Origin of the sequence: Streptomyces sp. NPDC052687 (assembly GCF_040678395.1) — a bacterium.
GTDB lineage: Bacteria > Actinomycetota > Actinomycetes > Streptomycetales > Streptomycetaceae > Streptomyces.
Genome location: NZ_JBFATR010000023.1, coordinates 75,512 through 95,093, shown reverse-complemented (window position 1 = coordinate 95,093; position 19,582 = coordinate 75,512). Strand labels below are relative to the sequence as shown.

Annotated in this window: 16 protein-coding genes and 1 tRNA gene; 15 read left to right on the top strand and 2 right to left on the bottom strand. The window is 74.0% G+C overall.

The features are described from left to right. Window positions 1-9 precede the first annotated feature (9 nt). From AB0K92_RS19920 to AB0K92_RS19865, 12 genes are all read left to right on the top strand, one after another. The gene (locus AB0K92_RS19920) at window positions 10-678 is read left to right on the top strand and encodes a hypothetical protein (RefSeq protein WP_365924550.1); all 669 of its coding nucleotides are present in this window, start codon (window positions 10-12) and stop codon (window positions 676-678) included. Continuing rightward, window positions 675-1,382, top strand: a complete 708-nt coding sequence (locus AB0K92_RS19915) for a hypothetical protein (protein WP_365924549.1) — start codon at window positions 675-677, stop codon at window positions 1,380-1,382. Before AB0K92_RS19920 ends, AB0K92_RS19915 begins: the two co-directional genes overlap by 4 nt. An 11-nt stretch (window positions 1,383-1,393) precedes the next feature. Continuing rightward, entirely contained in the window at window positions 1,394-1,771 is a 378-nt protein-coding gene (locus tag AB0K92_RS19910; RefSeq protein WP_365924571.1) for a hypothetical protein, read from the top strand. Beyond that, the gene (locus AB0K92_RS19905; RefSeq protein ID WP_365924548.1) at window positions 1,764-2,903 is read left to right on the top strand and encodes a hypothetical protein; all 1,140 of its coding nucleotides are present in this window, start codon (window positions 1,764-1,766) and stop codon (window positions 2,901-2,903) included. The genes AB0K92_RS19910 and AB0K92_RS19905 overlap by 8 nt, the downstream gene beginning before the upstream one ends. A gap of 64 nt (window positions 2,904-2,967) precedes the next feature. Beyond that, window positions 2,968-3,504: a phage baseplate assembly protein V gene (locus tag AB0K92_RS19900; RefSeq protein ID WP_365924546.1), complete on the top strand. Its 537-nt coding sequence runs from the start codon at window positions 2,968-2,970 to the stop codon at window positions 3,502-3,504. Between the two features lie 59 nt (window positions 3,505-3,563). Next, window positions 3,564-3,899 carry a hypothetical protein gene (locus tag AB0K92_RS19895; protein WP_365924544.1) on the top strand — a complete coding sequence of 112 codons (336 nt, stop codon included), beginning with the start codon at window positions 3,564-3,566 and terminating at the stop codon, window positions 3,897-3,899. Continuing rightward, window positions 3,896-4,360, top strand: coding sequence for a GPW/gp25 family protein (locus AB0K92_RS19890; RefSeq protein ID WP_365924542.1), 465 nt, complete (start codon window positions 3,896-3,898; stop codon window positions 4,358-4,360). The genes AB0K92_RS19895 and AB0K92_RS19890 overlap by 4 nt, the downstream gene beginning before the upstream one ends. Then, the gene (locus AB0K92_RS19885) at window positions 4,357-7,560 is read left to right on the top strand and encodes a putative baseplate assembly protein (protein ID WP_365924540.1); all 3,204 of its coding nucleotides are present in this window, start codon (window positions 4,357-4,359) and stop codon (window positions 7,558-7,560) included. The genes AB0K92_RS19890 and AB0K92_RS19885 overlap by 4 nt, the downstream gene beginning before the upstream one ends. Then, window positions 7,557-11,348, top strand: coding sequence for a putative baseplate assembly protein (locus tag AB0K92_RS19880; RefSeq protein ID WP_365924538.1), 3,792 nt, complete (start codon window positions 7,557-7,559; stop codon window positions 11,346-11,348). Before AB0K92_RS19885 ends, AB0K92_RS19880 begins: the two co-directional genes overlap by 4 nt. Further along, window positions 11,348-13,510, top strand: coding sequence for a hypothetical protein (locus AB0K92_RS19875; RefSeq protein WP_365924536.1), 2,163 nt, complete (start codon window positions 11,348-11,350; stop codon window positions 13,508-13,510). Before AB0K92_RS19880 ends, AB0K92_RS19875 begins: the two co-directional genes overlap by 1 nt. Before the next feature lie 54 nt (window positions 13,511-13,564). Further along, window positions 13,565-15,127 carry a DUF6519 domain-containing protein gene (locus AB0K92_RS19870; RefSeq protein ID WP_365924534.1) on the top strand — a complete coding sequence of 521 codons (1,563 nt, stop codon included), beginning with the start codon at window positions 13,565-13,567 and terminating at the stop codon, window positions 15,125-15,127. Then, the gene (locus AB0K92_RS19865; protein ID WP_365924532.1) at window positions 15,127-16,023 is read left to right on the top strand and encodes a peptidoglycan-binding protein; all 897 of its coding nucleotides are present in this window, start codon (window positions 15,127-15,129) and stop codon (window positions 16,021-16,023) included. Before AB0K92_RS19870 ends, AB0K92_RS19865 begins: the two co-directional genes overlap by 1 nt. A 73-nt stretch (window positions 16,024-16,096) precedes the next feature. Here the strand turns inward: AB0K92_RS19865 and AB0K92_RS19860 are convergent. After that, window positions 16,097-16,184 (bottom strand) — tRNA-Leu (locus AB0K92_RS19860). A 201-nt stretch (window positions 16,185-16,385) separates the two neighbouring features. Here AB0K92_RS19860 and AB0K92_RS19855 point away from each other — a divergent pair. The 3 genes from AB0K92_RS19855 to AB0K92_RS19845 all read left to right on the top strand — a co-directional run bounded on the left by AB0K92_RS19855 (window position 16,386) and on the right by AB0K92_RS19845 (window position 19,295). Then, window positions 16,386-17,711: a M20/M25/M40 family metallo-hydrolase gene (locus AB0K92_RS19855; protein WP_365924530.1), complete on the top strand. Its 1,326-nt coding sequence runs from the start codon at window positions 16,386-16,388 to the stop codon at window positions 17,709-17,711. A 157-nt stretch (window positions 17,712-17,868) separates the two neighbouring features. Next, window positions 17,869-18,102 carry a chaplin ChpH gene (gene chpH / locus AB0K92_RS19850; protein WP_365767853.1) on the top strand — a complete coding sequence of 78 codons (234 nt, stop codon included), beginning with the start codon at window positions 17,869-17,871 and terminating at the stop codon, window positions 18,100-18,102. Window positions 18,103-18,215: 113 nt separating this feature from the next. Further along, the gene (locus tag AB0K92_RS19845) at window positions 18,216-19,295 is read left to right on the top strand and encodes a chaplin (protein ID WP_365924528.1); all 1,080 of its coding nucleotides are present in this window, start codon (window positions 18,216-18,218) and stop codon (window positions 19,293-19,295) included. A 65-nt stretch (window positions 19,296-19,360) separates the two neighbouring features. On the opposite strand, the gene AB0K92_RS19840 is transcribed toward AB0K92_RS19845, so the two are convergent. Beyond that, the gene (locus tag AB0K92_RS19840; RefSeq protein WP_165996999.1) at window positions 19,361-19,549 is read right to left on the bottom strand and encodes a DUF5703 family protein; all 189 of its coding nucleotides are present in this window, start codon (window positions 19,547-19,549) and stop codon (window positions 19,361-19,363) included. Window positions 19,550-19,582: the final 33 nt, after the last annotated feature.

The following is a 19,582-nucleotide window of genomic DNA, read 5'->3' as shown; positions in this document are numbered from 1 at the left end:
ACGAATCGAATGTTCCCGTACGAGCGTCGATTGTTCCAGGCCGTCCGAGAGGTGCGCGAATCCCCGTTCTGTGACGTCATGTACGAGCGGACGGGGCCAGGCGGGTCCGGCGAGGATCCCGCCGGAATCTTCGAGCTGATGGCGGAGTACGGGTACCCGCTCAGCCGGCGGCTCAAGGAGGCCTATTTCCCGTACCGCTACGTGGCACTGCACTGGCGCAGTACCGATCCCGGTACCTCGCTCGTCGGCGAGTTCAGCGTCATGAGCCTAGATACCAGCAGCGAACGAAAACTGCTCAACGTGGACGATTTCGTCTGGGACGAGGCGGACAGGCAGCTTCTTTCGGAACTCTCCATCCTTGACGACATCTCCCGCGGCGGCGGCGGGCAACTTGCCACGATGAGGTTTCTGCCGGGCGTCTCGAGTCCCGAGATATGGTTTCTGGACAGGTTCAATACCCTCGTCAAGCTCGATCTCGACTATCGAGACTATCTCGACAATCTGTGTATGACGAAAGGTGTCACCGGCTGGCAGTACCTGTTCGCTGATGTTCCACTCGGCGACAGGGAATACAGTCTCATCCTCCGAGATCTACAGGAAATGCTGCGTGTTTTCCCGGAGCACTTCCCGAATTACGACTACACAGACCTTCGCGCCCGCCTGGAGGCCCGCCTGTGACCCGCTACCCCGACATCCCCAAACCCATCCGCTCCGGAATAGTCGTCGTCAACCCCGACACCGGCACCCCCCAACGCGTCATCGTCCTCCAGTTCAACCCGGACACCCTGGAGCGCAGCGTCGCCCCCCAGTCGGCGGGTGACAGTGGGGACACCGGAGCCGGCGGGGCCGGCGGCGGGGACCGGAACGAGGCGCTGCGGCTCAAGGGTCCCGCGCAGGAGACGTGGAAGTTCACCGCCGAGATCGACGCGACCGACCAGTTCGAGATCGCGGCGCCGGACGGCATTCACCCGCAGCTCGCCACGCTCGAGATGCTGGTGCAGCCGACCACCGCCAGGCTCCGCGAGTCGATGCGCCTGTCCCAGAAGGGCGCCATCGAGATCACCCCGATCGAGATGCCCCTCACCCTCTTCACCTGGGGCAGCAAGCGCGTCATGCCGGTCCGGCTCACCGAGCTGTCCGTCAACGAGTCGGCCTTCGACGTGAACCTCAACCCGATCCGCGCCTCCCTCAGCATCGGCATGAAGATCCTCACCGTCAGCGACCTGCCCGCCGGGCACCGCGGTGCCGATCTGTACATGGCCCACCTCGCGCAGAAGGAACGGCTCGCGGCAGCCGCGAGGAGCACCGGCATCGGCTCGCTGGGACTCCCCGCAGCCGCCGGCTTCGGCGCCGCGACCGCGCCCGTACCCGGAAGGGGATGACAGACACCGCCATGGCCGACATCGAGCCGTACGACCACCACAGCGCCCTGGACGCCATACCCGGCGCCCACCCCTACCCCCGCACCAGCCGCTACCACGACGCCGAGATCGGCATCCACCGCCTGGCCGACGGCACCGAAGTCCGTTACGCCAAGCGACGGTTGCTCCCGCCCCTCCCCGACGACCCGGAGGAGACGCACGCGCACACCGTCGCCGCCGGCGAGCGCCCCGACCTGCTCGCGCAGCGGTACTTCGGGGACCCGGGACAGTGGTGGCGGATCGCCGACGCCAACCCCGTCCTCGACCCCGACGAGCTGACCAGCGAGGCCGGGCGGACCATCCGCGTCCCGCTCGCCGGTGGGTTCCCCCAGGGGGACCGGCGTGTTTGACGTGCCCGTGGGGCAGGGCCCCGTCCATGTCACGCTGCTCATGGGGCCGAAGCTCGTGCGCCCCGTGCCCGCCGACGTGACCGAGGCGCTGCTGTCCGCGCAGATCACGGCCACCGCCGGCGAGCGCAGCGGCTTCCAGCTCGCCTTCGACCTCACCAAGAACGGGCTCATCAGCCGGCGCCTGCTGCCCGAGGGGTTCTTCGATCCCAGGACCCGGGTGGTCGTCACCGCCACCGTCAAGGGCACCTCCGACGTGCTCTTCGACGGGCTCGTCGTACGCCAGGAGGTCGGCGCCAGCAACCAGCCCGGCCACTCCACCCTCACCGTCACCGGCGAGGACCTCACCCTCCTGATGGACCTCGAGGAGCGCACCGCCCGGTACCCCAACCTCCGGCCCTCCGAGCGGGTGCTGGCCATCCTCCGCCGCTACTCGGACTACGGCATCCGGCCCGACGTCTACCAGGAGCAGATCGCCCAGCCCCCGCACCAGGACCTGCGGGTGCACTACCAGACCGGGACCGATCTCCAGTACGTCACCGAGCTGGCCCGCGCCAACGGCTACACCTTCTACCTGGAGCCCGGACCGACCCCCGGCCGGTCCTCCGCCCGCTGGGGACCCGAGGTCCGGCTCGGCATCCGCCAGCACGCCCTCAACGTCAACATGGACGCCCACTCCACCGTCGACCAGCTCACCTTCGCCTACGACGGGACGGCCCGCGAAGAGCCGCAGGCACGCTGGCAGAACCCGGACAACCGGCAGTCGTCACTGCTCCCGCAGCCGTCGATCAGCCCGTTGCGCCCGCCCCTCGGCAAGCGCCCCACCCCGGCCCTGAAACGCCGCACCCTCTCCGGCACGGCGAAGCAGCAGCTCGCGCAGGCCGAGGCCGAACTCCTCGCCCGCGCCGCCGTCTCCGCCGACGTCGTCTCCGGCTCCGGCTCGCTCGACGTCAACCGGCACGGCTACATCCTCCAGCCCCGCCGGCTCGTCGGGGTGCGCGGCGCGGGACGGGCGTACGACGGCGACTACTACGTCAAGTCCGTCACCCACAACCTCCGCCCCGGCTCGTACCAGCAGAACTTCACCCTCTCCCGCGAAGGCCTCGAAGCGCGCAGCCCCTACGTCCGGCCCTGAGCGACCCACCACGACTCCGACCGACCCATCACGACTCCGACCGACCCACCAGGAGCAGACCCACATGGCGGCACCCGGCAATCGCTACCTCGGCAAGTTCCGCGGCAAGGTCCTCAGCAACGACGACCCCCTGCGCATCGGACGCCTCACCGTCGAGGTCCCGGACGTGCTCGGCGAGGAGCCGTCGACCTGGGCGCTGCCCTGCCTGCCGTTCACGGGACCGAAGTCGGGGCAGTTCGTGGTGCCGCCCCCCGGCACCGGCGTGTGGGTGGAGTTCGAGCAGGGCGATCCCAGCTTCCCGGTGTGGACGGGGTGCTGGTACGGCGCCGCCGACGAGCTGCCGGCCGACGCCCGCGACGCGCTGCGGGCGGGCGGGCCGGACAAGCCGGTCGTCGTACAGACACCGCGCGAGCACAAGGTCGTGCTGAACGACGCCCCCGGCGACGAGCAGGGAATCCTGCTCCAGGCCCAGGGCGGGGCGTACATCCGCATCACCCGCGAGGCCGTGGTCATCGCCACCGGCGCGGGCGCCGAAGTCGTCCTGCGCGGACGCGAAGTAACCATCAACGAGGGGCAGTTGACGGTTCTCTCCCAACGGTAGACGACCGTGCTCGACCAACGAACCAGCAGAACAGAGACGAAGACGGGGGACGAAACCAAGTGTCCGGGAGTCTGCTCGACGCCGACGCAGTGATCGGCTGCCCGCACGGCGGCCGCGTCGCCGTCACCACCTCACCCGCGGACGGAGTGCGGCTCGCGGGCGCCGCCGTCGTCACGGCCGCGCACACCTACGCCGTCACCGGCTGCCCGCACACCGTCGACAACGTGCCCACGCCCTGCGTGTCGGTCCGCTGGACCGCCCACGACACCGGCGTCACCGTGGCCGGCCGGCCCGTGCTGCTCGACACCTCCGCCGCCCAGTGCCTCACCGCTGCCCTCGTCCCGCAGGGCGCGCCCGTCGTCCGGGCCGCGCAGCGAAAGGTCACCGTCCGATGAGCCCACGCAGCGACATGAGCCCGTACGGCAACACGAGCCCGTACGGCAACACGAGCCCGTACGGCGGCATCACCGCACCCGGCGGCACGCGCCCCCGCAGCGACATCGCCTTCCCCTTCCGCGCCGACCGCCGCGGCCGCACCGCCCACGCCCGCCCCGCCGAGCACGTGTACGACCTCATCGAGCAACTGCTGTTCACCAGCCCGGGGGAGCGGGTGATGCGCCCCGACTTCGGCTGCGGCCTGCTCGACCTGGTCTTCGCGCAGAACAGCCCGGAGATCCTCAGCACCCTGGAACTGTCCGTGCACGCCGCCCTCCAGCGCTGGCTGGGCGACCTGATCGAGGTGGACGACCTCGACATCGCCGGCGAGGACACCGTCGTACGCGTCCGGCTGTCCTACGCCGTACGCGCCACCGGCACCCGCCGTGAGGACGTCTTCGAAGGGAGGGCCGCCGCATGACCGGCGCCACCGTGTCCCGCCGCGCCAAGGTGCGGGCCGCCCGGCTGAACGGGGTCGACACCGTCGAGGCCGGCGACGACGGGCTGCTGCTCACCGTCACCTTCCTCGGCAAGGCCCCGCACGGCCTCGGCCCGGAGAACGTACGGATCGACGGCGGGCGGCGCGTCACCGGCGTCACCGCCGTCGACGTCAGCGTCGAACGCGAGGAGGACCCGGAGCTGGACGACCGGCTCTACGTCACCCTCGACCGGGCCGGCGACACCTCCCGCTACCGGCTCTCCCTCGTGGAGGCCGACCCGTACGGCCGTCCCGGCACCCGCCCCTACCGCGGCTTCGACCAGCGCTACCACACCACCACCTTCACCTTCCGGCCCGACTGCCCCACCCCCTTCGACGACACCCCCCGCACCCCCGGCGGCGACGCCGGCCCTCCCGCCTTCCCCGCCACCCCCGTCATCGACTACACCGCCCGCGACTACGACACCATCCGCAAGCTGCTCCTCGACCGGCTCACGCTCACCACCCCCGACTGGGTCGAGCGCCACCCCGCCGACCTGGGCACCACCCTCGTCGAACTCCTCGCGTACACCGGCGACCGCATCAGCCACCAGCAGGACGCCGTCGCCACCGAGGCGTACCTCGGCACCGCCCGCCGCCGCGTCTCCGTGCGCCGCCACGTCCGGCTCATCGACTACGCGATGCACGACGGCTGCAACGCGCGCGCCTATGTCACCGTCCAGACCGCCGAGGACCACACCCTCGCGCCGGGCACCTTCCGGTTCGCCTCCGTCGACGTCCGCAGCCTCGACCCGCACGACCGGCCCGAACCCGGCACGGTGATCCACGAGACCGACCTCGGCGACCTGGACGAGCGCGGCTCGGTGGAGGTCTTCGAGCCCGTCCCGGCGACCGAGTCGCTGCGGTTGCGCGTCGCGCACAACGCGATCCGGCTGTGGAGCTGGGGCGGCGAGGTCCGCGTCCTCCCCAAGGGCGCCACCGCCGCCACCCTGCGCGACGCCTGGGTGGACCCGGAGACCCGCCGGGAACGGCGGCTCGACCTGCACCCCGGCGACGTGCTGATCCTGGAGGAGGTCAAGGGCCCCCGCACCGGCACCCCCGGTGACGCCGACCCCTCCCACCGCCAGGCCGTCCGCCTCACCTCCGTCACCCCGGCCGTCGACCGCGTCGAGGACCAGCCGGTGCTGGAGGTCACCTGGGCCGCCGAGGACGCCCTGCGCTTCCCGCTGTGCCTGGTCACCCGCGCCGGCCGGGACTGCCTGCCCGTCGAGGACGTCACCCTCGCCCGCGGCAACGTCGTCCTCGTCGACCACGGCCGCACCCTCGACGGGCTGCCCGAGACGTTCACCGTGCCCGCCGACCCGGCCGTCCTCGGCTCCTGCTGCCCTGGCGCCTTCGGCTGCGCCGACCCCGACGAGGGCAACGCCCCCGCCCGGCTGATCAACGCCCTCACCGACCGCACCGCCGACGGGCACGCGCTCACCCCGGACGACGTACGGGAGCTGTTCGCCACCGTCGGGGAACCGGCCGTCACCCGCGCCGGGATCGGGCTCCAACGCGCCGGGCAGCGGCACGAACGCGTCGTGCCCGGCACGGCGTACGCGCAGACCGCCGCGCTGCGCACCCTGCTCGCCCAGTCCGTGTACCCGGGCATCCGGCCCCGCTTCCGGCCCGTCCTCGGCCGGGCGCCGGTCACCCAGGCGGTGCCCTTCCCCGAGCCGCGCACGGTCGCCGCCGGGCAGGCCGAGCGCATCGCCGCCATCCCGGACCGGGTCCGGCAGCGGCTGGTCGAGCTGTGGCGCAGCGCCCGCGACCGCGACGGGCTCGACGCGCGCGAGATCGCCGAACTCGCCGTCGTGTTCGGGCTGCGCGTCCTGGAACGGCTGGAGCTGCGCCTGCACCCCGTACGCGCCCTGCGCGAACTCCTGCACCGCTCCGACCAATTGTTGGATGCCAAGCTCCGCCGGATCGAGGTGCTGGCGGCCCGCGCCCGCGCGGGCACCGTCCTCGACCCGCACATCGTCTGGGAGATCGCCCACAGCTGGGGCCCCGCCTACGCCGAAGGGCTCCACCCCGACGCAGCCGTGCTGCGCGGCTCCGCCACCGGCGCGCTCACCCAGGACCCACGCCACGCCCTGCCCGCCGTACGCCTGTACGAGGCGAACGCGGCCGACGCGGTCCACGCGGCCGACGCGGCCGACGCGGCCGACGCGGCCGAGGTGGCCGACGGGAGGACGGACAAGACGCACGACTCCGGCTGGAACCCCCGCCGCGACCTCCTCCGCAGCACCCCCCGCGACCGCCACTTCGTCGGCGAGCTGGAGGACGACGGGCGGCTCGCGCTGCGCTTCGGCGACGGCCGGCACGGCGCCCGGCCCACCCCGGGCAGCCGGCTCACCGCCCGCTACCGGACCGGCGGCGGCACCGCCGGCAACGTCGGCGCCGAGGCCATCAACCACCTCGTGCTGCGCGACGCCACCGAGGCGCTGTCCGCCGCCGTCGTCCGCAACCCGCTGCCCGCCACCGGCGGCACGGAACCCGAACCCGTCGACCAGGTACGCCGGCTCGCCCCCCTCGACCTGCGCCGCACCCGGCTGCGCGCGGTCACCGCCGAGGACTACGCCGCCCTCGCCGGCGCCCTGCCCGGCGTCCAGCGCGCGGCCGCCCAACTGCGCTGGACCGGCAGCGTCCAGGAGGCGCACATCGCCGTCGACCCGGTCCGCCGGCCCGGCGAGGACACACCGTCACCCGCGCTGCCGGACCGCGTCGCCCAGGCCCTGGAGCCGTACCGGCGCATCGGCCACGACCTCGTCGTACGCCCCGCCCGGCTGGTGCCGCTCGACATCGCGCTGACCGTGTGCGCCCGGCCCGGCCACCAGCACGGGCAGATCCTCGCCGAGCTGTACCGGGTGCTCGGCAGCGGACGCGGCGGCCTCTTCCACCCGGACGCCCTGACCTTCGGCGAACCGGTCCGGCTCAGCCGGCTCGTCGCCGCCGCCGCGGCGGTGCCCGGCGTGGAGAGCGTGCGCGTGACCCGGCTGCGGCGGCTGTTCGAGCCGGACCGCGGCGAACGCGAGGCCGGCCTGCTGCGGATCGGCCCGCTGGAGATCGCCGCCTGCGACAACGACCCCGACCGGCCGGAGAACGGCCGGCTGGAGATATCCCTGGGAGGTGCCCGATGACCGCGACCGACGAGTGCGCCCGCGGCGGGGCGTGCGGCGGCGGACACGACGAGCGCCGGGCCCCGGCCCCGCTCCACAATCCGCCCGGCCGCACCGCCCTCGACTACCGCGTCGGCACCTACGGCACCTTCCTCGCCGCCCTCCTCGACCGGCTCGCCTCACCCGCGTACCCGGCCCTCGCCGGGCTGACCGTACGCACCCCGGACGACCCGGCGATCGGGCTGCTCGACGCCACCGCCGTCCTCGGCGACCTGCTCACCTTCCACTCCGAGCGGATCGCCGACGAGGCCTACCTCCGTACGGCGAACGAGCACCGCTCGCTCGTGCTGCTCGGGCGGCTCGTCGGGCACCGGCCGCGGCCCGGCGTCGCCGCCGCCACGCACCTGGCGTACACCCTCGAACGCGACCCGCGCGCCGAGAGCCTGCCCGTCGTCGTCCCGCGCGGCGCGCGCAGCCACAGCGTGCCGGCGTCCGCCGACGAGGAGTCCCTGACCTTCGAGACCAGCCGCGACCTCACCGCCCGGTGGGACTTCAACGAGCTGAAGGTCCGGCGGCGCCGGCCGTCCCTCGTCACCCCCGAGGACCTGGAGAGGCGCTCCGAGCTGTTCGTCGAGGGCACCACCAACTCGCTCCAGACCGGGGACCAGTTGCTGTTCGTCTTCGGGGAACAGGCCGGTGGCGGGCCGAAGCTGCTGCCGGTCGCGCGGGTGCGGATCGACCGCGAGGACGAGGTCACCGCGGTCTCGCTGCCCGCGTCGGCACCGCGGACGCTGCGCGAACTGGTCGACGAGGTGCGGCGCTGGACCGCCGCGCCCGCCGTCCCCGGCGAGCCGGGGGAGGAGCCGCCGACGCCGGACGTGCCGAACCCCCGGCCCGTCAGCCGGCTGATCGAGGACTTCGAGGACCAGGTGCTCGCCCCGCTGCGGGACGATCTCGACGGCGTCCGCACCCCCGGGCAGCTGGCCGCCCGGCTCGCCGAGCCGGTCGCCCGGCTGGGCGAGGCGCAGGTGCTTGCCGCGCCCTACGAGGAGGTCGCGGAGTGGTTCGCGCGGCTGGAGGCGGTGCTGGCGGAGATCGCCGAGCGCGCCCTGGGGCTGGCGCCCGCGCAGGAGGAGGGTGCCACTGCGGGGCGCCGGGCGGATGCGGCCTCGTCCGGGCCGGTCGCGCAGTTCCCCGCGCCCCTCGAGAACGATCCGCGCACCGCTGCCCTCCGAGCGCTCGGCGACGTACTCCCCGCCCTGCGGGGGCGTACGCCCACGCAAAGCGCCGCCCCGAGCGGCCGGCGGCCCGGCAGCGACACCGCGCGCCTCCTCACCGCCCTCGACCCCGCCCTGCGCGGCCTCTACCCCGCCTGGCGCACCGCCGCCGCGCCCGGCCCTCGGCCGCTGCTGCGGGAGCTGCTGGCCATGCGGGTGACCACCGCGCCGTTCGGGGCGACCGCGCCGCTCAAGCCGGTGCAGGACGCCCGGGGCCGGGTCATCCGGACCGCGGACTGGCCGCTCACCGGAGCCGTCCTGGTCAGCATGCGGATCGTGTTCGACACGGCGGGCAAGGTGCCGGTGCGGGCGGAGTTCCAGTACGTCGAGGGCGGCAGCTCCGACCAGCGGGCCGAGAACCTGCCGGTGCCGCAGTCCGTCACCTTCCCGCTGGGCACCGGGCAGGTCGACCTCTCCGTGCGGCCCGCCCAGGACACCGACCGCGGCCGGCGCGCCGGCCCCCAGCGGCCCGGTGTCACCGCCCGGCTGCACTCGGGCCTGCCCGAGCGCACCCTGACCGTGTCCCGGCCCGACGCGGACGGCCTGGTGCACGTCGTCGTCGAGCACGGCGCCGACCGCCGGGAGATCCCGCTGCGGCCGGGCACCGGCGACCAGTTCACCCACGGCGACCACGAGGTGAGCCTGCGCTACACCGCCGGCAGCGCCGAACCGGGCGTCGAGGTCGTCGTCGCGAGCAAACCGCAGCCCGTCAACCGGCGCGTCCTCCAACTCGACAGCGTCCACACCGGCATCACCCCCGGCAGCTGGGTGGCGATCCAGCGCCCCGCCAAGGGCGCCGAGGGCGGCGTGCCCGGCGACCGCGAGCTGGCCTTCGTCACCACCCGGGTCGTCGCGGCCCGCACGGCGGCATACACGAACTACGGCATCACCGGCCGCGGCACCGAACTCACCCTCGCCGACCCCTGGCTGGACGAGTTCGACGTGCTGCTCTCGCACATCCGCGACACCACCGTGCACGCCGCCGGGGAGCCCCTGCGCCTCGCCGGCGAACCGCTCGGCGAGGACGTCGACGGCGACGAGATCGAACTCGCCGAGCTGTACGACGGCCTGCGGCCCGGCCGCACCCTGATCGTCACCGGCGAGCGCAGCGACATCCCGGGCGCCGCCGGGGTCACCGCCACCGAGGTCGTGACCGTCGCCACCGCCGACCCGGCCCTCGACCCGCACCTGCCCGGCGACCGGGTGCACACCCGCCTCACCCTGACCGCCCGCCTCGCCCACCGCTACCGCCGCGAGACCGTGCGCGTCCTCGGCAACGTGGTGGAGGCCACCCACGGCGAGAGCCGCGAGGAGGCCATCGGCAGCGGCGACTCCGACCGCGCCCACCAGACGTTCGCCCTGTGGCAGTCCCCGCTCACCTGGCTCGCCGACGCCACGCCCCTCGGCGCCGGCCCGGTGCTGGAGATCCGCGTCGACGGCGTGCTGTGGCACGAGGTCGACAGCCTCGCCGGACGCGGCCCCACCGAGCGGGTCTACCTGACCGGCACCACCTCCGACGGCCGCACCACGGTCACCTTCGGCGACGGCGTGCACGGCGCCCGGCTGCCCAGCGGGCACGAGAACGTCCGCGCCCGCTACCGGTTCGGCACCGGCAGGGCCGCCAACGTCCCCGCCGACCGCGTCACCCAGCCGCTGAGCCGCCCGCTCGGCGTCACCGCCGTCACCAACCCCCGCCCGGCGACCGGCGGCTCCGACGCGGACGGGCCGGGCCTGACCCGCCGCACCATCCCGCTCGCCGTGTCCGCCCTGGACCGGCTGGTGTCCGCCGCCGACTACGAGGACTTCGCCCGCTCCCGCGCCGGCATCGGCCGGGCCGCCGCCCGCGAACTCTTCGACGGACGGCGGCGCGTCCTGCACGTGACGGTCGCGGGCACCGACGACGTCCCCCTCGACCCCGACTCGGACACTCTGCGCGCCCTGCGCTGTGCCCTCACCGAGTACGGCGACCCGAACCTCCCCGTCCGCGTCGACGTCCGCGAGCCGGTCCTGCTGCTGATCGCCGCGCGGGTGAAGACCGCCCCCGACCACACCTGGGAGACCGTCGAACCCCGGCTGCGCCGCGCCCTGCTGCGCCGCCTCGGCTTCGACGGACGCGAACTCGGGCAGCCCGCCCGGCTCTCCGAGGTGCTCGCCACCGCCCACACCGTGCCCGGCGTGGACCACGTCGACGTGGACGTCTTCACCGGCGTCCCCGCCACCACCGGCCCGGCGGAACTCACCGCGCTGCTGCGCGACCCCGGCCCGCCCCGGGCGACGGTCGCCGCGCCCCCGGCGGCGTACGACGAACGGATCCACACCGTCCGCGCCGAGGGCGGTGAGACCCTGTCGTCCGTCTGCGCCCGGTACGGCGTCCCGCTCGCCGAACTGCTGCGCCTCAACCCCGGCATCACCGACACCCGGCGCCTGCCGCGCGGCCGGTCGGTGTACGTCTTCCGCGGCATCCGCCCGGCCCGGCTCGCGATGCTGTCGCCGCGCGCCGCCGACACCCTGATCCTGACGGAGGCCAAGTGATGTCCCCGGACGTCCCGTTCGAGCACGCGGGACCGCCGGCGTCCCGCAACCCCGACGCCCTCGCCGGCCTGCTGCCCCGCCGGCACCGGCTGCGCGACCTGGAGGAGGGCGAACCGCTGCGCGCCCTGCTCGCGGTGATCGCCGAACAGCTCGACCGGGTCCGCGACGGCGTCGAGCAGGGTTACGAGGACCTGTTCGTGGAGACCGCGGCGCCCTGGGTGCTGCCGTACCTCGGCGACCTCGTCGGCTACCGCACCCTGCCCGGCTACGAGCGAGTCCTGACCACCGGGCTGCACACCGGCGGCCGGGCCGCGCTCGCCGAGGCGGTCGCCCCGCGCGCCGACGTGGCCGCCACCGTCGCCCACCGCCGCCGCAAGGGCACCCTCCACCTGCTGGAGGAGATCTCCGCGCAGGTCGCGCTCTGGCCCGCGCGCGCCGTGGAACTGTCCCGGCTGACCGCCCACCACCAGTCCGTGAGGCTCGGCGTCACCGGCCACCGCGCCGCCCGCGGCCGCCTCGCCGACCTGCGCGACGGCGCCGCACTCGACCTGGCGGGCGGCCCGTTCGGCGCCCTGGCCCGCACGGTCGACGTACGGCGCGCGAACTCCGCGCGCAGGCAGGGCGGCCCGGGTCCGGCCGCCGTCGGCCTGTACGTGTGGCGGCTCAAGGCCCACCCGCTGACCTCCGCCCCGGCGTACTGCGTCGACCGGGCCCGCCACCTGTACACCTTCTCCATCCTCGGCAACGACACCCCGCTGATCACCAAGCCGTTCCCGGAGCCGTCGCCCACCCACCTCGCGACCCTCGACCACGTGCCCGCGTTCATCCGGCGCAGGCAGCTCCGGGACCGGCTGCTCGACCACTACGGCCCCGGCAAGAGCTTCGTCATCCGGCGCGACGGCGAGGACAGGCCCGTAGCGCCGTCCGACATCGTCGTCGCCGACCTGTCCGACTGGCGCTACCGGCCCCGGCGCGGCCAGGTCGCCGTCGACCCCGAACTCGGCCGCATCGCGTTCGGCGCCCGGTCGGCGCCCCGGCAGGGCGTATGGGTCGACTACCACTACGCGGCCGCCGCCGACACGGGAGGAGGGGAGTACGACCGCCCCGACCGGGTCACGCGGCCCGACGCCGCCTTCTACCGGGTCGGGCCCGGACAGCCGTACCGGCAGATCATGGCCGCCTACCGCGCCTGGCAGCACGACCGGCGGGCCGGACACGCCGCGCCCGAGGGCATCATCGAGATCACCCACAGCGGCGCCTACCAGGAACAGCTCGACTTCGACCTCGACCCCGGCGACCGGCTCCAGCTGCGCGCCGCCGAGGGCACCCGGCCCGTCATCCGGCTCCTCGACTGGTACAGCAACCGGCCCGACGCGCTCAACATCCGCGCCGTCGACGAGGACTGCGCCCCGCACGAGCGGCCCCGCGTCGTCCTCGACGGGCTGCTCGTCGCCGGACGCGGCATCAACGTCACCGGCCCGATGGGCGCCGTCACCGTGCGGCACAGCACGCTCGTGCCCGGCTGGTCCCTGGAACCCGACTGCACCCCGCACTCCCCGGAGGAACCCAGCATCGTGCTGGAACGCACCACCGCCTGCCTCCAGATCGAGCACAGCGTCCTCGGCACCATCGAGGTCATCGGCGACGAGGTGAGCGAGGACCCGCTCGCCATCCACCTGCGCGACAGCGTCCTCGACGCCACCGCCGACGACCGCGAGGCCCTGTCCGCCCCGGACTGCCGCCACGCCCACGCCGTGCTCCACCTGCACCGCACCACCGTCATCGGCGAGATCCACACCCACGCCGTGGAGATCGCCGAGAACTCGGTCCTCACCGGACGGCTGCACGTGGCCCGCCGCGGCACCGGCCGCCTGCGCCACTGCTACGTCCCGCCGGGCTCGCGCACCCCGCGCCGCCACCGCTGCCTCCCCGACCTGGCGCCGGGCACACGGCCGCTGTTCGTCTCCCGGCGCTACGGCACACCCTGGTACGCCGTGCTGTCCGACCGGTGCCCCGAGGAGATCCGGCGCGGCGCGGACGACGGCGCCGAGATGGGCGCCTTCCACGACCTGTACCGGCCGCAGCGCGAGGACGGACTGCGGGCGCGGCTCGCCGAGTACACGCCCGCGGGCACCGACGCCGGGATCTTCTTCGTGACGTGAGCCGCACCCACACCGACCTCAAGCGCAGTTTCTCGAACCAGGGGGACCCCCTTCATGCACGCTGACCTCTCCCGCGTCACGTTCCGCCCGGAACGCCACTACTCCGCGGTCGTCGCCCAGCAGGGCCGCGTCCAGCTCGACGCCGACACCAACGAGCAGACCGCCATCCAGCTGCACCAGGCCCGCACGCTCGCCGCCGACCTGATCGGCCCGCACGGCGGGCCCCGCGACGCGGCCGGCTTCCGCATCGACTACGTCGGCGGCAAGCACGACCTGGACACCCTGCACATCCACGGCGGCCGCTACTACGTCGACGGCATCCTGTGCGACGCCGACCGCCCCGCCCCCGGCGTACCGGTGCGCGCCGCCGGCGAGGACGACGAGGAGACCGCCACCACCCCCGAGCCGCCCGCGCACTGGACGTACTGGGACCAGCCGGACGCCTTCCTCGACCCCGAGCGGCCCGGCGACCGGCTCCCCTCACCCGCCGCCGCGCCCTTCGTCGTCTACCTGAAGGTGTGGGAGCGCACCGTCACCGCCGCCGAGGACCCGGCGCTGCGCGAGGTCGCCCTCGGCGCCGCCCTGCCGGACACCGCGGCCCGCGTGAAGGTCGTCTGGCAGGTGCTGCCGCTCTCCCTCAGCGCCCTGGGCGTCCAGGAGACCGACCCGTCGAAGGACACCGTCCGCGCCGCCTTCGCCCGCTGGGCGCGGCGCCGGTCCGCCCCGTCGGCGCGGCTCGCCGCCCGCGCCGAACGGCCCGGCCACGCCGACGAGGACCCCTGCCTGGTCAGGCCCGACGCCCGCTACCGGGGCGCCGAGAACCAGCTGTACCGCATCGAGGTGCACGCCGGCGGCGCCGCCGAGGACGCCACCTTCAAGTGGTCCCGCGAGAACGGCTCCGTCGTCTTCCCCGTCGACGACCTCGACGGCACCTGGGTGCACCTGGCCACCCTCGGCCACGACGACACGCTCGACCTCGACGTCGGCGACCTCGTCGAGCTGACCGACGCCGCCCACGCCTCCCGCCTCGACGCCGCGCCGCTGCTGCGGGTCGAGGAACTGGACCTGCCCGGCCGCCGCGTCCGGCTCTCCGCCGAGCCCGCCCCCGGCGTCGGCCGCCTGCCCCACCTGCACCCGTTCCTGCGCCGCTGGGACCACCGCGAGGGCCCGCGGCGCAAGGGCCGCACCACCGCCCTGCGCGGCGGCGCCGTCCCCGTCACCGAGGGGGAGTGGCTGCCCCTGGAGGACGGCGTCGAGGTGTACTTCGCCAAGGGCGGCACCTACCGCACCGGCGACCACTGGATCATCCCCGCCCGCACCGCCACGGGCGGCGTCGAGTGGCCGGCCGACACCGCGCACCGCCCCCTGCTCCGGGCGCCCGCCGGGATCGTCCGGCACTACGCCCCGCTGGCCCTGGTCAAGGGCGAGTACGGCGCCGTCGACCTGCGCCTCGCCTTCGCCCCGCTCGCCACCGCCGTGCCCGCCGCCGACGAGGCCGCGCTCGCCGCGGAGGAGCAGGCCCGCCGCGAGGAACAGGCCGCCGAGGCCGCCGCGCCCGCCGAGGCCCGGCCCGAGCCGGTCAGCCGCCCGCAGGACACCCCGGAAGGAGACCGGTGATGGCCAGGCCGATCAGCGCGTCCACGATGGTGGAGATCCTGCGGGCGGAGGGCCTGACCGTCCACGAGGTCCGCGACTGGCGCACCCACAACCGCAACAGCAAGGGCCCCTGGGGCCCGGTCAACGGCGTGATGATCCACCACACCGTCACCTCCGGCACCGCCCGCTCCGTCGACATCTGCTACGACGGCTACGCCGGACTGCCCGGCCCGCTCTGCCACGGCGTCATCGACAAGCGGGGCCACGTCCACCTCGTCGGCAACGGCCGCGCCAACCACGCCGGCCTCGGCGACGGCGACGTGCTGCGCGCCGTGATCAACGAGACGACGCTGCCGCCCGACAACGAGGCCGACACCGACGGCAACCGGCACTTCTACGGCTTCGAGTGCGTGAACCTCGGCGACGGCCGGGACCCGTGGCCCGAGGCGCAGAAGGAGGCCATCGAGAAGGTGGCCGCCGCGATCTGCCGCCACCACGGCTGGAGCGAGAGATCCGTCATCGGCCACAAGGAGTGGCAGCCCGGCAAGACCGACCCGCGCGGCTTCACCATGGACGGCATGCGCGGACGCATCCGCGACCGGCTGCGGGGCGGCGGGGGCGGCGGAGGCGGCACGAAGCCGGCACCGGCCCCGCCGAAGCCGTCCTACGAGCCCTTTCCCGGCAGCGCCTTCTTCCACCCCGGTCAGCGGTCGCCGATCATCACGGCCATGGGCCGCCGCCTCGTCGCCGAGGGCTGCGGCCGCTACGAGAACGGACCCGGCCCCGAGTGGACCGACGCCGACCGCCGCTCCTACGCGGCCTGGCAGCACAAGCTCGGCTACCGGGGCAAGGACGCCGACGGCATTCCGGGCCGCTCCAGCTGGGAGAAACTGAAGGTGCCGGACGTCCGGAACTGAGGGCCCGCGAGAAGGGGCGCCGGACCCGGAAACGACGGATCCCCCGGCCGCCGCAGCGACCGGGGGATCCGGCTGGTGTCCGAGGGGGGACTTGAACCCCCACGCCCGATAAAGGGCACTAGCACCTCAAGCTAGCGCGTCTGCCATTCCGCCACCCGGACAAGGTGTCTGTCGTGCGGGGCGGTTTCCCCCGCGGCGACGACGTAAACATTACCAGGCTTTCGGGGGTGGCCGATCACCCCCGGGTCTCGGTCCGGTCTCCCGTGAACGGCGTATGACGGGCCGGGCCCGCGCTTGGGCCCGGCAGGCCGGAGGGGGAGGATGTGGAGGAACCACCAGCGGCGACAGCGGGAGGAAGCAGCGTGAGCCAGACGGGCACCGGCCGGGGCGTCACCGGCGAGGACGAGGTCGTCGACCTCTGCAGCGAGCTGATCCGGATCGACACCAGCAACTACGGCGACCACTCCGGCCCCGGCGAGCGCAAGGCGGCCGAGTACGTCGCCGAGAAGCTCGCCGAGGTGGGACTGGAGCCGAAGATCTTCGAATCCCACTCCGGCCGCGCCTCCACGGTGGCCCGGATCGAGGGCGCGGACCCCACCCGGCCCGCCCTGCTCATCCACGGCCACCTCGACGTCGTCCCGGCCAACGCCGACGACTGGACCCACCACCCCTTCTCCGGCGAGGTCGCCGACGGCTGCGTCTGGGGGCGCGGGGCCGTCGACATGAAGGACATGGACGCGATGACCCTCGCGGTCGTCCGCGACCGGCTGCGCACCGGCCGGAAGCCCCCGCGCGACATCGTGCTCGCCTTCCTCGCCGACGAGGAGGCCGGCGGCACCTACGGCGCCCGCCACCTGGTCGACCACCACCCGGACCTGTTCGAGGGCGTCACCGAGGCGATCGGCGAGGTCGGCGGCTTCTCCTTCACCGTGAACGAGAAGCTGCGGCTCTATCTCGTCGAGACCGCCGAGAAGGGCATGCACTGGATGCGGCTGACCGTCGAGGGCACGGCCGGCCACGGCTCCATGACCAACAACGACAACGCGATCACCGAACTGTGCGACGCCGTCGCCCGCCTCGGCCGCCACACCTGGCCGGTCCGCGTCACCAAGACCGTACGGTCCTTCCTCGACGAGCTGTCCGACGCGCTCGGCACCGAGCTGGACCCCGAGAACATGGACGAGACCCTCGCCAAGCTCGGCGGCATCGCCAAGATGATCGGCACCACCCTGCGCAACTCGGCCGCGCCCACCATGCTCGGCGCCGGCTACAAGGTCAACGTCATCCCCGGCCAGGCCACCGCCCACGTCGACGGCCGCTTCCTGCCCGGCTACGAGGAGGAGTTCCTCGCCGACCTCGACCGCATCCTCGGCCCGCGGGTGAAGCGCGAGGACGTGCACGCCGACAAGGCGCTGGAGACCGACTTCGACGGCCGGCTCGTGGACGCCATGCAGAGCTCCCTGGCCGCCGAGGACCCGATCGCGCGGGCCGTGCCGTACATGCTCTCCGGCGGTACCGACGCCAAGTCCTTCGACGACCTCGGCATCCGCTGCTTCGGCTTCGCGCCGCTCCAGCTGCCGCCGGAGCTGGACTTCGCCGGCATGTTCCACGGCGTGGACGAGCGGGTCCCGGTCGACGGGCTGAAGTTCGGCGTCCGCGTGCTCGACCGCTTCATCGACGCGTCCTGATTCGTCCCGCTGAAACGCGACTTCACTTTTCGGGCACGCGTGCGGGCCCCCGCCGGGACGGGTGAATGCGCTCATAGGGTCGTAGCTCTATTAGTCCCTCCTCGTTATCGGTGATGTGATCCGAACGTGGGATCACCTTGCCAACCAGGAGGAATTAATGATCAAGAAGGTTGTCGCCGCTGCCGCCGCCACCGGTGGACTGGTTCTCGCGGGTGCGGGCATGGCCGTCGCCGACTCCGGTGCCCAGGGTGCCGCCGTGCACTCCCCGGGCGTCGCGTCCGGCAACGTTGTCCAGGTGCCCGTGCACATCCCCGTGAACGTCTGTGGCAACACGGTCTCGGTGATCGGCGTGCTGAACCCCGCCTTCGGCAACTACTGCGTCAACAAGTGACATCGGGCCTCGCCTCATGAGGGTCTGAGCCGTTCGGCCCCGGAGCGCGCGCCATGCGCTCCGGGGCCGAACGCTCTTCCCGGTTCTGTCACGACGTCGAAGGGGATTCAGCAATGCGACAGGCCACCCGCAAGGGCCTGATGACCGTGGCGGCCGCCACGGGGGTGATCGCCGCCGCCGGCGGCCAGGCCCACGCGCACTCCGCGGGTGCGGCCGGCTCCGCCGCCGGCTCGCCCGGCGTGCTGTCCGGCAACACCGTGCAGGCGCCGGTGCACGCACCGGTCAACGTCTGCGGCAACACCGTCAACGTCGTCGGGGTGCTCAACCCGGCGGCCGGCAACTCCTGCGGGAACCACAGCCACGGCCACGGCGGCTCAGGGGGGTACGGCGACACGCACGGCACCGGCGGCTCGGGCGGCTCCGGTGGCGCGCACGCGAGCGGCCACACGTCCGACTCACCCGGCGTCGCCTCGGGCAACACCGTGCAGGTGCCGGTGTACGCGCCGGTCAACGCGTGCGGCAACAGCGTCGACGTCGTCGGGGTGCTCAACCCGGCGGCCGGCAACTCCTGCGGGAACCACAGCCACCACCACCCGGGCGGCCACGGTGCCCCGGGCGGCCACGGCGGCGCGCACGCGGACGGCCACGCCTCCGACTCGCCCGGCGTCGCCTCGGGCAACCACGTCCAGGCGCCGGTGCACGCGCCGGTCAACGTCTGCGGCAACACCGTCGACGTCATCGGCGTCGGCAACACCGCGACGGGCGACGACTGCGCCAACGAGGACAGCGGCTCCGGCGGCGGTCACCCCACCCCGCCGGGAGACGGCGGCGGCACGACGCCGCCCGGCACGAACCCGCCGGGCACGAACCCGCCCGGGACGACACCTCCCGGCACCACCCCGCCGGGCACCCCGGATCAGCCCGGCACCCCGGGCGGCCCCACGGATCCCGGCACCCCGGGAACCCCGGTGAGCCCCGGCACTCCGGGCACCCCGCCCCAGGCCGGCGGCACCACCCCGGACGACCACGGCCCCGGCAGCCGGCCCGACGTCCAGTCCGTCACCCAGCCGCGGGCCGACGCCCGGCTCGCGGACACCGGCAGCGGCCTGCCGCTCGGGACCGCCGCGTCCCTCGGCGCGGGAGCGCTGGTGGCGGGCACCGTCCTGTACCGCAGGGCACGCGCCTCCGCGTAACGCACGCACCGGAAACGGAGCGGGCCCCGCCGTCCGGCGGGGCCCGCTCCGATGTGCCTCTCACCTCACCACGTGGCACGCGTCTGGCGAATGATCCGCCGGCGCAACCGCACCTTGCGGCTGCCGTCGCGCAGCAGGCTCAGGCGGTGCAACTCCCAGTGTCCGTACTCGGCATGGTCCGTCAGCAGACGTGTGGCGTCCTTGCGGGAGACCCCGCGCGGTACGTACACGTCGACAAATTCGTATTCCGGCATCGCATCTATTGTGCGTGCTGGGGTCCGGTACGG